The following is a 14,250-nucleotide window of genomic DNA, read 5'->3' as shown; positions in this document are numbered from 1 at the left end:
ATGAACTGCACCACAGGAGGAATAACTATGAGAGGTCAAAAACCGAAAGTCATAACCGTTGGCATTGCTCTCATCACACTGCTTTTGATTGTGCAAGCTGGTGAGAACGCCTCGATGACAACGTTGGCATCGCAGGGCACCGGCAATGTTGAGCGATTGACATTGCCTGATTATCGGCAATGGACGCACGTCAAAAGCATGGTGATCTTCGATGAAAAGCATCCGCTCTACAAATCCTTTGGCGGCATCCATCATATCTATGTCAACAACGTTGGGCTGAAAGCGAGCCAAACAGCAGGCCGCTATCCTACCGGCAGTCAATTGGTCTTCGTGCTCTACGAAGCGGTCAATGAGCAGGGAGCTTACGTCGCGGGAAAGAAAAAAGTCGAAGCCATCATGGTGAAAGACCCGCGGCGATTTGCCGAAACGGGTGGTTGGGGCTTTCAGGCGTTTGATCCCGAAACGCGCAAGCCGCTGATCAAGAACGCTGACGTGGCTTCATCCTGCTTTAATTGCCACGCTGGCCAAAAGGAGCGCGACTACGTCTTCTCACAACTCGTCAAGTAATCGCCTCGAGCGCACAGCGCAGAGGTCTCCTGCCTTCCTAACGAATGCTCGACTGAGGTCACGTTGTGGCGAGAGATGGAGAAGACAAGTTGCATAAACCGGCAAAGCAGAGCCTCAATGTCAGCGGGTTTCGCTTGCGTAGGTCATCCCTGACAGCAATTCTGCCACCACCGACGGGCCTTCGATCTTCCTGTGAGAATGTGACACAGGCGTTCCCGCCTCTGCTCCGTTTTCATCCTTCGTAGCGAGCAATCGCATAGGGGCGATTCCTGTGAAAACCGCTGTTGCAGGCTATGCTTTCCGCCTCCCTGCCGACGTCTGATGCTCACGCCCCAGCAATCGCCACACAACCTGCCGCGCTTCCGCTTCCGTCGGGTGATAAATCCCTCGGACGGATTGCAAGAAGAGGACCTTGTGAACAACAGGAACCAGCAGTTCCCCCAGCAGCTTGGCACTGAGCTTCTGGGAGAGTTTCCCCTGACGTTGCGCCGACCGAATGATTGCCACACAGGTGTTGACGAAACGGCGATATTCAGGATCGGCAAGAATCTTCTGGCTTAGTTCTGGCGAACGCATCTCACGCACCACGATGCGAAACACCTTAGCTTCATCTTCGGCTGTCTCCGGATCATCTGCGTGAGAGACCAACAGCTCTCCAATCAGGTGATCCAGAAGTTGCATAGGCTCAGATTGAATTCGCCGATAAGCCGCTGCCACACGATTCAATCGTCGCCAATACTGGCGAATGACATATAGCACGGCCTGCTCCAGATCGGTGAAGAAGCGGTAGAAGGCCGCTTCGGTCGTGCCCGCAGCGTTGGTAATATCCCGAATACGTGTGGGCGCCGTGCCCCGCTCGGCCACGCACTCGATCACGCCTTGAAGAAGGCGTTGCCCGACCGGTGTCAATGCTCGCTTCAATTCGTCTTTTCCTGCTTTGCTGTCCCGCAGCCGCACCATGCTTGACAGAGTCTATATCAACATTGTAAATTAGGCAAGCAAATTTGAGTGTGAGGCTATCATCATGTGTTCTACCGGTAAAAAAACCAGGCGACAGATGATGAGGCCTTTAGGTTTGCTATTGGCCCTCAGCTTCTTCTATGTGATAGGGCCTTCCCTGGCTCATTCTTTACGAGCCTTCCACCAGAACAACTCAAATCATAAAGATGAAGGCGCTGCTCATTCGAGATCAGCTTCGTCGGGAGCTTTTACCTGGCAAGTCTCGAATACTCGATCCAAGGGCAGCGGGAGTCACCACCTGCCTCGGTCCTTAGTCAGTCTCACTCTCCCTGGGACCGAGACAGTATTAACCCGTCGTTTTCATCATCCTCCGATCTCGTGGTTGACGCTGTTGGTTAGTTTCCCAGGTCAGATGGTCTTCCGCAGCCCGCCTACTCTGACCTAAATCCGCATCGTCACTAAATCCAAAGTTGTGTGCGTCTCTACGCACGGTAACGATGAGGATGAGGCTCCGTGCCGTAGAGGTTCCGCTTTCCCAAACAATCTGAAGTTTCACAATGGAGGAGGCTATGAAAAAAATAGCACTCACAACGATCGCAATTAGTTTGTTCATCGCTGGGAGCGTTGGGATGGCTTCTGCTCAAACTATCTTAGGTTCGATTGCTGGGGTCATCACCGATCCTCGAGGCGACCCAGTTTCGGGAGCCACCGTAACAGTTAAAAACGAGGAGACCGGTTTAACTCGCGAGCTGACCACCGATGAGACCGGGTTCTATCGCTTCGATTCGCTCCCAGTCGGGGAGAATTATTCTATCACTGTTCAATCGGCCGGCTTCAGGAAAGAAGTCCGACAGCAGGTCGCAGTGCGGGCTGTCGCTATCACGCGTGTGGATATTCGACTGGAGGTCGGCGATATTACTGAGATTGTAGAAGTGGTGGCGGCAGGCGCCGAGGTGCTTGATCGAACGGAGGCACGTGTCGCCAAGTCTGTGGAATCCCGGCGTGTGTTTGAGCTGCCCGGACGCAATACGCTGACGGGTTTGGCGCTGCTGGCGCCGGGCACCGTGCCGAATGTGCCGGGCATGCCTGGAGCGGGATTTGCCACCAGCGGCGGCCGTTCGCGCTCCAACAATTTCAACCTCGATGGAGCCAACAACAATGACGACTCGCTCTCCATCCCGAGGCAGACAGTTCCGCCCGAAGCGATCGCTGAGTTCCAAATCGTGACCAACAACTTCAATGCTGAGCAAGGTCGTAATTCGGGCGCCGTCGTCAATGTCATCACTCGGTCCGGAACGAACGAATACCACGGCACGGTGCACTGGACGTGGGCAGGCAACGGGCTGGATGCCTTGACGCTGCATCAAGAGCGCGTTTATCGGGGCGGTTTGGAAAGCGGCTTGACCAAGCATCAAGCGCTGCGCGCGGCGAAGAATCCCGAAGTGAGAAACCTGGGCGGATTCACGCTGGGCGGCCCAGCGCGCAAGGACAAGACGTTTTTCTTCGGCTCGTATGATTTCAACCTACTGCGCAGCACGATTGGTGCAGCCGCTCGTAATGCTATCACTCGCGAAGGTCTTGATCTGATTCGAGCCAACGCTGCTGGGCAAGGGTTCCGGCCGGAAGCGATTGATTTCCTGGCCAACACCTTCCCAGTGGCCAATGACTTTTCCACCCGCTTCAATGTTAACGTCGCGGCGGCTGGTCAGCCTGCTCTGCTGATCCCGTTTGCGCGGTTTAACCGAGGCGCTGTGGAAACGCTCAAATACGATACCGACTTTCATCGTTTCTTGGCTCGACTTGATCATCGCCTTGGCAACAATGACGTCATCACCGGACGTTACCTCTTTGACGACAGCGAGGATCCGGGCCTGCCGACGTCACTGCGTGGCCAGGAGATTGGCACGGCCGTGCGTAATCAAGGGCTGACGCTCGTCCACACGCACGTCTTCTCGCCACGCATGGTGAACGAATTCCGCTTCTCCTATAACCGGCGGGCGATCACGTTCCCGCTGGGTGACACCGTTCGCCGATTTGGCGCGTTCTCGGTTGGTGGAGTAGGCGGGGCCTTTGGTCTGGGTAACATTAACTTCCCACAGTTCCGCACCGATAACATTTACCAGTACGCTGACAAGTTGACCTTCAATGTGGGTCGGCATTCGCTGCGTACAGGTGTGGACATTCGCCGCGTGCAGTTGAACTCGTTCTTTGCTCCTATTGTGGATGGACAAGTCACCTATCCCAGCCTGCGCGCCTTCTTGCGGGATGAAAACGCCACGTTCAATCAGTACGCAGGTGAAGCCTACGTGCCCAGCCGCTTGACCGAACTGGGCGCGTACTTTCAGGATGACTTTCGCATCCGTCCGACGCTGACCCTCAACTTAGGAGTGCGATACGAGTATACAGGAACGCCGTTTAACTTCTTCTCCAACGCCAAGCCGGACATCAACAACTGGGGTCCGCGACTGGGCTTCGCTTGGAATCCCAGGACCGAACCCAATGGATGGCTGGGGTGGCTGACCGGCGGCGATAAGCTGGTCATTCGAGGCGGCTACTCGCTCACGTACGATCAGATCTTCCAGAACATTTTGCTCAACACCTCGCGCAACTTCCCGCGCGGCGTGCAAGTGGCGCAGGGGCCAATCTCAGGCCAGCGGCTCTTCCTGCGAAGCAACTGGCCATCACCTCCGACGCCGCAAGATTTCGTGCGCTTGGGCGGCAATCCAAACCTGCTGCCGTATCGCTACTTCTCGCTCGACAAGCGGGTGAGCCAGCCATACACGAATCAGTATAGCTTGACCATCCAACGGCAATTCCTCAACGACTACGTGCTCAACATCGGTTACGTTGGCACGCGAGCGCTGAAGCTCGTGCGTGAGTACGAGACCAACATTGGTTTCTTCCGCGCGGCAGTAGATCGGAATCCTTCGGTCTACCAAAGCGTGATCCCGTTCTTGCAGGCAACAACGCGAGGCGGCGCGGCGGTGCTCATGCGCGATCCGACGCGCGGGTCCATCTTGGTCGGCGATGGTCATGCGCAGTCCTGGTATCACTCGCTGCAAGCGTCGGTGGACAAGCGGCTCAGCCAGGGCGTGCAGTTTGGCGCAGCCTACACCTACTCCAGCTACATCAGCACCAGCGACGACATTCTGGGCGCATGGCTGGCGCAAACGCTGCCGGCGAATCCTCTGGACGCGCGGCTCGATCGTGGTCGCTCGATCTATGATCGTCCGCATCGGTTGGTTATTAACTACGTCTGGGATGTCCCTGGCTACAAGGGTGAGCATCGCCTCCTGAAGCATACGCTTGCGGGTTGGAGGCTGTCTGGCATCACCACATTCCAATCCGGGACGCCTTACTCGGTCTTCAACAACAACAATGCGCTGGGCATCCTGCCCGGTCAGATTACGACGATTGCCTTCTCGCAGCGCGTCTCGATCAATCCGACGGGCGACCGGAACCTGGTCACAGGCACCGGTGCTGACGGCCGACCGATCAACCCGAATGCCTACTGGATCGTTCCCGGCACCAATTCGGGCATTGTCGGCAATGCCGGACGCAACCGGTTCCGCACCGACGAGGTGAACAACTTCGATGTGGCGCTGGTCAAAGAGATCCGCATCACTGAGAGTCACAACCTGCAAGCGCGGTGGGAGCTCTTCAATGTGTTTAACCACCGTCAGTTCATTTACCCGCCGCCCAACTTCCTGTCGGAAACCACGCTGCTGGGACCGACGCAACCGGATTTGAACCTGGGTTGGTCTCACTTGGGACTGACAGGAGCAACGCCGGGCGGTCGAAGCATGATCTTCACGGTGAGGTATAACTTCTAAGCCGCGGGCGAAAGTTCGGGCTCTTGCTGCGGCGAGAGCCCCGGACTTTCGCCCTACGACCTTACTCCTGAAATCAGGAGCCTCTCCGTGACTGGAAGTGTGTGCAGGCAGTCATCGGCTGAGAGCTTGTGCTGAGAGCTTGTCTAAAAAGTCGAAAAAAGAGAGAGGCCACGAAGACTCAAAGAAACAGAAAAATACACTGTCTTTCGCTCGCTGAGCCTTGGTGCCTTCGCGCCTTAGTGACCAGAAAAACCACTAAGGCAACCTGTGAGAGCTTGCGACCTTGACCATCTTCATTCAGCTTGATCGGCAGCCTGATGGTACAGCACGTGTTGCCTTCCGGGCAATCGGCCAATCTGCTCGGTCTGCCCGAACAGAACTCGCCGAGAACGCAGAGCAACGAGAAACAGGAAAACCTCTGTGAACTCTCGGCGTTCTCAGCAGCTAAACCTCAGACGTGCTCAAAAGCGACGCGCAGGTCCTCAATGATGTCATGCCAATCTTCCAAGCCGACCGAGAGGCGAATTGCGCCGGGCTCAAGCCCTCTCTGACGCTTCACCTCATCAGGCAAGGCAGAGTGCGTCATGGAGTAAGGCTCTTCGATCAAGGTTCGGATTTGCCCCAAGCTGACGGCCAACGTGATGCTGTAAGCGTAGGTGGCGATGTAGTCAATGAACCGCTCAGCAGCTTCATTAGCGGTTTTTTCGTCGCCCTTCAAAACAAAATAGATCATCGAGCCGGGAGCAAACTTGCCATCATAACTGACCATCTGCCGCCGAGCTAATTCATACTGCGGAAATGATTCCAGTCCAGGATACGACACGCGAGCGACCTTCGGATGTCGCTCCAGAAACTGAGCAATTCGCAGGGCGCTTTTTTGCTGATTCACCATTCGAGTCGCCAGCGTCGGCAAACCATACACCAGAATAGGCCACGCGTTCTTGGGCGAGAGCACGCCGCCAAAATCCTTACGGTACATGAGCAACGGGCCATGATAGTGGAGTGGACCAATAACAGCGCCACCCATATCAGTGCCAAATCCGCCAATGTTCTTGGTCAAGCTTTGCACGACCAGATCAGCCCCCAGTGCAAGGGGGCGCTGGCAGTACGGCGTGGCGAATGTGTTGTCAACGATCATGATCAATCGTTCCCTGTGTGGATAACGGGCCTTTATTTCATCGCTCCAGCGCCTGACTTGAGCAATATCAATTAGCTCCATTGTGGGGTTCACCGGCGTCTCGAAATAGACCACGCGAGTTCGATCTGTCACTGCCTGCGAAAAGCTCTCCACCTTTGTCAGGTCAGCAAATCTGACCTGAATGCCACAGCGTGGCAACCAATTCGTGAACAAGCTGTACGTGCACCCATACAAAATGTGGTGAGCAACGATCTCATCGCCAGCTTTTGTCGTCACGCCAATGGCGGCGCTGATGGCAGCCATTCCGGTGGCAAAACACACAGCCGTCTCACCGCCTTCAGCATACGCCAGATTCTCTTCCAGCAGGCCGCGCGTCGGTTCATCCAACCGATCATAAATATAGATCGGCATGTGCCCGCTCAGCTCGGCTTCTTCTGAGGCGAACTCAACGAACCCTTGAGCGCCCCGATGAACCGAACCAAGCCGATAGGCGGATGAAGCCGACATCGGGGGAATAATGTGATGATCAAAATCCCAGCGCTTGCTCTCGAAGTTTCCGTGAATCAGATGAGTGCGCATGCGATAATCCTCTTTTTTGCCTCGGTGTTGTTTGACCATAATGCCTCCTTGAGAAGATGCAGGCATCAGATTCACTGATCAACAGGTTCACAACCAGTCAATCAGTGAATCTGTGATTGTCTTTGCTCGTTTCGGGGCGTCGCGACCAGCGACATGAACAACCCCTGTGAAGATAGCCCCCGAAACACACGTTGATTTCCGTCCTTTTTCATTTTTCGGATCGAGCGAGTTGCAATGTTAATCCAAAAGACCCATGAGGCGCAAAGCGAGCCGATGCTGGCGACACTGGACGGCAAGCAGTCATGAGAAATACAATCGGGTCATGAAACTTGTTGGTGCGACTTCATCAGCCATTCAGGAGGCGGCGACGCTGATCCGGGCTGGCAGACTGGTGGCCTTTCCCACCGAGACGGTCTATGGACTGGGCGCCGATGCGCTCAATCCCTTGGCTGTGGCCAAAATCTTCGAGGTCAAGAATCGTCCCCGATTCGATCCGTTGATTGTCCATATTGCTGACGCTTCTTCAATGGAGCAGTTGTGCGCCTCGGACGATGAACGGGCGCAAAAGTTGATAGATCGGTTTTGGCCTGGACCATTGACATTGGTACTCCCGAAATCCGAGAGCGTGCCGGAGATTGTGACAGCCGGGCTGCCGACGGTGGCACTGCGAATGCCCGCTCATCCGGTAGCATTAGACCTGATTCGAGCAGCGGGCACACCGGTGGCGGCTCCGAGCGCCAATCCGTTTGGATACTTGAGTCCCACAACCGCTGAGCATGTCAAGGAACAACTCGGCGAGAAGGTGGACATGATCCTGGACGGCGGGCCATGCCAGGTTGGCGTTGAATCAACCATCATCAGCTTGAGTGAACCAGTGGCCGTGCTTCTCAGGCCGGGTGGATTACCACTTGAACAGATTGAGCAGATCATAGGAAAAGTCACCATATCTACCATTGATCCCGCCAGGCCCCAAGCGCCAGGGCAATTACCGCGTCACTATTCGCCTCGAACACCGATTCGAATCCTGAGAGGCGACAATCCCTACATTCCCCAAGGAAAAAGAGTGGGGCTTCTGGCGTTTCAGCGCCCGCCAGAGAACATTGCTTACGCGAGAATAGAAGTGCTTTCACCAGTTGGTGATTTGAAGGAAGCGGCGGTCAACTTGTTTGCCTGCCTGCACAGATTGGATCGGGCAGGGCTGGACGTGATCTACGCCGAACCAGTGCCGGAGGTGGGGCTGGGCCGAGCCATCATGGACCGGCTGGCGAAGGCCGTCGGGCTCACCGATGAGAATACAATTTAGGCGGAACCAAAAGGTCCTCTTCGGTGACAAATCTGGATAGTGGGATCACGATGAGAAGATAATTCAACCGGAACCTCGGCCATTTACCGAATCCGTAGTCCACCATCGCGGTGATCAACGCCAACATGGGTCATCGTGGGCTGGGCACTGGAAACGCGCATTATTGCGCAGCATTGAGTAAATACCCCACAGCAAACAACCCATTTTAATGTCAGCACTCGGCTCATCACTCGGAGAGACATCTTAACCCATTTAGTTTCAATACCACTTACGACACGGTGGCCGGCAGCTTAGTTTGGCACAGTGATTGCGCTATTTACCTGCAAGTTGTGGTCGTCTGATGTGAGGTTTTCATGGGAACAACGAGCGGTGAAAAAACCTGGTGGAAGACGGCGGCAAGGCTGAACCCGCCTTGGATTTTTGGCAGCGAGCCAGGTGGTGCTGCTCTGCTGACTCCCGACTCGTGGCCAGCGAACAACGCCGCTCTGGAGCGTGAAATCACCAACCAGATGCTCGCGCAACGACGGCAATTTGGCCTCCGAGCGCCAATGCGAAACTCCAAGGACACGTTGCCATGCCGCCGGAGTTGGGCCTCAGCTTGCTCTGTCACGCCTCATACCAGCTCGTCATCCGCCTATTGGTTTGGCAATGTGTCCAGTGCGGTGTTGATCCTGTCGGTCAGTTCGCCTGGTCAGATGATTTTCCGCAGTCCGCCTTTGGCCGTCTCAATTCTGCGTGCCGAATCCGGGATGCGTCAGCATCTCGACTAGCAACCACGAGAAGGATCAAAAAGATGGCTTTCATCTGAATCGGTTCGAAAGCAAAAGGAGGTGGAAATGAAAGTGATTAGATGGGCAAAATACACAAGCTTATTTTTATTCGGTCTGTTGTTGCTAGGCAGCAGCATTGAGGCGGACACCTTCCAAGGCAATCCCTTTGCCGAGTGGTCACGAAGCAAGCACGCTGATCGCGCCAGGGCCTTGGAAGTCGCTACTGTTGAAGCCCGAGGAGCGGGGGCCAACCACTGCGGTCGCTGCCACAGTCAGCAAGGGTTTGTCGCTTGGCTGCCACAACTTTTTGCGGGCGATTCTGGTGTGTTGAAGAAGCCCGATGGCACGCCGGCTGACGTGGCCTACCTGACCAGTCTGGGGCTGACGCGGGACCTGGTCCAGCCGATCACCTGCACGGCTTGTCATGGAGCCGGCTTTGCGCTGCGGGTGCAAAATGACACGCCGATGCTGCCGGCTGGCTTTGAGGCAGTAGGCGTTGGCCAAGGGGCGCTCTGCATCACCTGTCATAACACGCGCAATGGCCGTATCCAATGGGATGCTGCCGACGCTGGTCGTTACACGGCCCCGCATCAGGCTGCTGAAGCTGATGTGCTGATGGGGAAGAACGTCTTCTTTGTGAACGACACACTGAACGGCGCTTCAGCCCATGCGGTGTTCACCGGCGATAGCTGCGTCACCTGCCATTACACGTTGGGCAAGGAAGGACACACGTTCCGAACCGCTGACGATTCCTGCGCGCGGTGCCACGGCCCGGCGATGACCAAGGAGTTTGTGCAAAGGCCAATTGAGGGGTTATTCGCGCAACTGAAGACGGCCATCGAACGGCGTGTGTTAGCCGTGCGTGATCGAATCGCTGTTGTGCGCGCTTATGATCCGGCCACAGGCCGATTCACCGATAACTTTGCTCTGGATGGGCGGCAAATCTCCAGCCTGGCTGACATTCTGAGCATCGGCGGACAGATCAGCTTCCAGTTCCGGCTGGCTGATGGACGTGATGTTTATACTCAAATAGGCGATATTCGGGTTGCCCCTGGTGGGGATCGGGTCTTCGCCACATCTGATCCGGTTGTGCGCGCAGGGTGGAACTATCTGCTCATCAAGCATGATGGCACCAAAGGCGTGCACAATCCCAGCTTCACCCGGCAGGTACTGGTCTCAACCATCAACGCGCTGCGGTAGTCCACGAGGGAATCGCTCATGAATGGACGTTTGCCGCGAATGAGATAAACCTAGGAGCGCCCGCTTTCAGTGGGCCTCACCAGAGTGAGTACGCCGGACGCGGGCGCTTCCAAGGATTTTCAGGAGGTGACACACGTGAGAAGAAGAGAATTGAAAATCGGGATCGTGGTTGGATTCATTGCATTAGTGCTGGGCTTCTCGGCTGATTTCGCGGCCTCGCCGACGCAATTCATTGCGCCGGACGAGCCAGACCCGGCCGTCTGGGGGCAGTTTTTTCCGCTCCATTATGAGAGCTATCTGAAAACACAAGAAATGGAGCCGACCAAACATGGCGGCTCGGTGCCGTTTGATAAGCTGGAAAAGAACCCGCGCTTGCTGACGATCTTCGCCGGCAATCCGTTCTCGATTGATTACAAGGAGGAGCGTGGGCACTTCTACAGCCTGACCGACGCCATGATGACACGTCGGCTCGGCAACGCAAAGCCCGGCACGTGCATGACCTGCAAGAGCGCCGCTGTTCCTCGCTTGATCATGGAGAAGGGCGGGCCGGCGGAATTTTACCGGACGCCATTTTATGACATGGCCGAGCAAGCCAAGCACCCTGTCGCGTGCGCCGACTGTCATGACTCACAGACGATGGCGCTACGTATCAGCCGACCGGCGCTCCGCGAGGCGCTCCAGCAGCAAGGCGTGGACATCAATCGGCTCACGCGCGATCAGATGCGATTGCTGGTCTGTGCGCAGTGCCACGTGGAGTACTACTTCCGTGGGCCTGATCGCTATCTGGTCTTCCCGTGGGCCAAAGGCACGAAGATCGAAGAGATCGAAAGTTTCTACGACGAGATCGGATTCCGAGACTTCGTGCACGCGATTTCTGGCGCCAACATCATCAAGATTCAGCATCCTGAGTACGAACTGTTCACCGCCGACAGTCCGCACTTTCAACTGGGCTTGGCGTGCGCCGACTGTCACATGCCGTTCCAGTCAGACAAGCGGATCACGTCGCACTGGTGGACAAGTCCGCTCAAGCATATGGAGCAAAGCTGTTCACGCTGCCATGGCCGCGACACAGCTCGGTTGCGGGCGCGAGTGGAGGCGATTCAAGACACAACGGCTCGGTTACTTGAGGAGGCAGAGGTGGCATTGGTTAATGCGATTCAGGCCATCAAGTCGGCAGCCGATACGCCCGGCGTGAACGAGCAAGCGCTCGCTGAGGCGCGTGCGCTCCACCGCAAGGCGCAAATCCGCTGGGACTTCATTGCCGCCGAAAACAGCACGGGCTTCCACAATTCGCGGGAGGCTCAACGTGTGCTGACGGCGGCCAAAGAGTTCGCGTTGCAAGCTGCAGCGACTGCTCGCCGAGCTGCCGGAGGTTAGTGAATGAGGCTGCGCGTGACGTGGCACGCGGGTAGATCGTCTGTTGCCCCCGCGCGCAGTCTCGCAGCCATGGCCGCAGGAGGTGAGTATGCACAAACAACAACCAATCGCCCGAAGCATGAAAGTGATTGTGACGAGCCTCTGCCTGTTGGCCCTTTTCATTCTCATGAATGTGGAAAGGAGTGCATCGTTCAAGGCAGAAGGCAGTAGTAGCTCACAAGCCAATTCTTGCTTCGATTGTCATAGTAACTCTGGGCGATTATTGTCGCTGGCGCAGCCGCCAGAAGAAGAAGGTGGCGGCTGTGGCGCCGCGCCGGATCGCCCTTATTTTCTCAATTTCTTCGTCAGCCGCACATTTCTGAGTTCTGTGCATGGCCGACTCAGTTGCACGAGCTGTCACGGCGGCAATGCAGCAACAGGAGCAGCCACGGCGGCGGATATGCGGGCGGCGCATCAAGGGATGATCGAACCGACCGCTAGTTGCCGCGCATGCCATGCGGCGACGGTGGCGAGCCACCAAACCAGTTTGCACAAGACGCTGGCCGGTCAGGATCAGGCGTTGTTGCTCAGGGCTGGGCAGCAGAATTTCGATCGGCTGCACGCGATGCGAACGATGGATTGCAACAAATGCCATGCCGGATGCGGTGATTGTCACGTCAGCATCCCGCAAGGCGTCGGCGGGGGCTTGATTCAAGGCCATACATTCTTCAAGAAACCGCCGATGAAAGAGACGTGCGCAGCCTGCCACGGCACGCGCGCCGGCGCTGAATATCTCGGAACAGTGAAAGAGGGATTACCGGCCGATGTGCACTTCACCAAGGGCATGGATTGCCTGGCCTGTCATAAAGAAGCGTTTCATGGCGACGGCATCCAGTATCAAAGCCGCTGGCAGGTGCAAGGCTTACCTAAGTGCACCGACTGCCATCGCGCCTTGCCAGATGCTACATCACGTGTAATGGCCCACCTGATTCCCAAACATCAAACGGTCAGTTGTCAGGTGTGCCACGCGGTGGCGTACAACAATTGCTTCACGTGCCACAGTTTCGTAGATGCGCAAGGGAAGTATCGCCGCATCCCGCAGCAAAAGCTCGTGCTGTTTAAGATCGGACGCAACACGGTGCCGGGCTATCCCTACACTTATGTGCCTGTGCGCCACAATCCTATCGCCAGAAATACATTCGATTACTTTGGCCAGAACTTATTGCCATTTTTCGACGATTATCCAAATTGGAAGACGGCAGCTCCACACAACATTCAGCGGGTGACGCCGCAAAATCGCACCTGCGGCGCCTGCCATGGCAACCGGAGTCTGTTCCTCACACGGGAAGACCTGGATGCTGCGGATCCCAGAGCCAATGAGCAGGTAGTTGTAGACCGGATTCCATAATTTCATGTTAAGGAGGTTATCACATGAGAAGAAATCATAAACTTTTAGTCATCATCTTTACCGTTACATTCGCCTTGAGCGGCCTGACGGCTGTCGGGCAATCGCAGAATATCGCACCGTTTCAGAAGCAGTTCATCTCGTTGTGGGATGAGACGCTTACGCAGCTTGTGCCCGTCCGCTGGGGCTCGATTAGTCCGTCAGAGGTCAATGCCATGATAGTAGCGGGCGTGCCCTTCTTCTTGCTTGATGTGCGCACCACGGCGGAATTTCAAGCCGAGCGGATCGCCGGAGCGGTGAACATCCCCATTGATCAATTGCCCGCACGACTGCATGAGCTGCCAGCCGATCGCGAGGCGCCCATTGTGGTCTATTGCAAGGTGGGGCATCGTGGCGCGCTTGGCTTTTCGCTCATTCGCCAATGGGGCTATGTGAACGTTAGAGGCATGGTCGGCGGCATTGATGCTTGGAAAGCAGCTCGATTCCCCACCGACACGACGCCCGTGACCGTGACGCCTCCTCAGCCACAGACGCGGGTTTTGCCGCCCTGTGACAAGCAGTTCCTCACGCTGTGGGATGATATGCTCACGCAGGTCAAGCCGGTCAGGTGGGGCTCGATCACGATTGCGGAAACCAACGCGATGCTGTTGGGCAATGTGCCGTTCCTGGCACTCGATGTGCGCACACCGGCCGAGTTTGCGACTGGGCGGATTCCCGGCGCGGTGAACATTCCGCTAGATCAGTTGCCGTCACGGCTCCGCGAACTGCCCGCCGATCCTGAGACCATCATTGTCGTCTACTGCAAGGCAGGTCACCGGAGCGTGATGGGTTTTGCGCTGCTCCGGCAATTTGGGTATGTGAACGTTACGAGCATGGTGGGCGGCATGGACGCCTGGCGAGCAGCAGGCTACCCGATTGAACAATAAGCAGCCTAAACACGCACTGGGAGCGCACGGGCAACCGGATCGAGCGCGCGTGCCGTCGTTGGAGCGTCAGGCTGCGCCTGCGCCGAAGGCTGGCACGCCAGAGCGTGCGCTCCCAGCGGCTAAAGGAGGCAAAATCATATGCTGAAGATCAAGCGGAGAGACTTCCTGAAGACATGCAGTATGGTCGGCGGCGCGGCGGCCATCGGTCATCCT

General features: G+C 56.3%; 9 protein-coding genes. 7 read left to right on the top strand and 2 right to left on the bottom strand.

The genetic code is table 11. The annotated features are described in order from the left end of the window. The first annotated feature begins 27 nt into the window (after positions 1-27). On the top strand, positions 28-567 hold the full coding sequence (locus NZ823_17215; protein MCS6806867.1) for a cytochrome P460 family protein: 540 nt from the start codon (positions 28-30) through the stop codon (positions 565-567). A 291-nt stretch (positions 568-858) separates the two neighbouring features. Here the strand turns inward: NZ823_17215 and NZ823_17210 are convergent, their stop codons facing one another. Further along, the gene (locus tag NZ823_17210) at positions 859-1,488 is read right to left on the bottom strand and encodes a TetR/AcrR family transcriptional regulator (GenBank protein ID MCS6806866.1); all 630 of its coding nucleotides are present in this window, start codon (positions 1,486-1,488) and stop codon (positions 859-861) included. 608 nt (positions 1,489-2,096) lie between these two features. On the opposite strand from NZ823_17210, the gene NZ823_17205 reads away from it, so the two are divergent. Beyond that, a complete protein-coding gene (locus NZ823_17205) occupies positions 2,097-5,360 on the top strand; it encodes a TonB-dependent receptor (GenBank protein MCS6806865.1) in 3,264 nt (1,087 codons plus the stop codon). A gap of 451 nt (positions 5,361-5,811) precedes the next feature. Here NZ823_17205 and NZ823_17200 read toward each other — a convergent pair whose 3' ends face one another. After that, positions 5,812-7,116: an aminotransferase class I/II-fold pyridoxal phosphate-dependent enzyme gene (locus NZ823_17200; GenBank protein MCS6806864.1), complete on the bottom strand. Its 1,305-nt coding sequence runs from the start codon at positions 7,114-7,116 to the stop codon at positions 5,812-5,814. Between the two features lie 283 nt (positions 7,117-7,399). Between NZ823_17200 and NZ823_17195 the strand changes: the two genes are divergently transcribed. The 5 genes from NZ823_17195 to NZ823_17175 all read left to right on the top strand — a co-directional run bounded on the left by NZ823_17195 (position 7,400) and on the right by NZ823_17175 (position 14,037). Next, the gene (locus NZ823_17195) at positions 7,400-8,380 is read left to right on the top strand and encodes an L-threonylcarbamoyladenylate synthase (protein MCS6806863.1); all 981 of its coding nucleotides are present in this window, start codon (positions 7,400-7,402) and stop codon (positions 8,378-8,380) included. A gap of 836 nt (positions 8,381-9,216) precedes the next feature. Further along, complete coding sequence (locus tag NZ823_17190; protein ID MCS6806862.1) at positions 9,217-10,350, top strand: hypothetical protein; 1,134 nt, start codon at positions 9,217-9,219, stop codon at positions 10,348-10,350. 135 nt (positions 10,351-10,485) lie between these two features. After that, complete coding sequence (locus NZ823_17185; protein MCS6806861.1) at positions 10,486-11,727, top strand: ammonia-forming cytochrome c nitrite reductase subunit c552; 1,242 nt, start codon at positions 10,486-10,488, stop codon at positions 11,725-11,727. A gap of 88 nt (positions 11,728-11,815) precedes the next feature. Further along, positions 11,816-13,114: a hypothetical protein gene (locus NZ823_17180; protein ID MCS6806860.1), complete on the top strand. Its 1,299-nt coding sequence runs from the start codon at positions 11,816-11,818 to the stop codon at positions 13,112-13,114. A gap of 23 nt (positions 13,115-13,137) precedes the next feature. Beyond that, a complete protein-coding gene (locus tag NZ823_17175; GenBank protein ID MCS6806859.1) occupies positions 13,138-14,037 on the top strand; it encodes a rhodanese-like domain-containing protein in 900 nt (299 codons plus the stop codon). Positions 14,038-14,250: the final 213 nt, after the last annotated feature.

The organism is Blastocatellia bacterium, assembly GCA_025054955.1.
Lineage (GTDB): Bacteria > Acidobacteriota > Blastocatellia > HR10 > J050 > JANWZE01.
The sequence above is the reverse complement of the archived record's forward strand: the minus strand, read 5'-3'. Positions and strand labels throughout refer to the sequence as shown.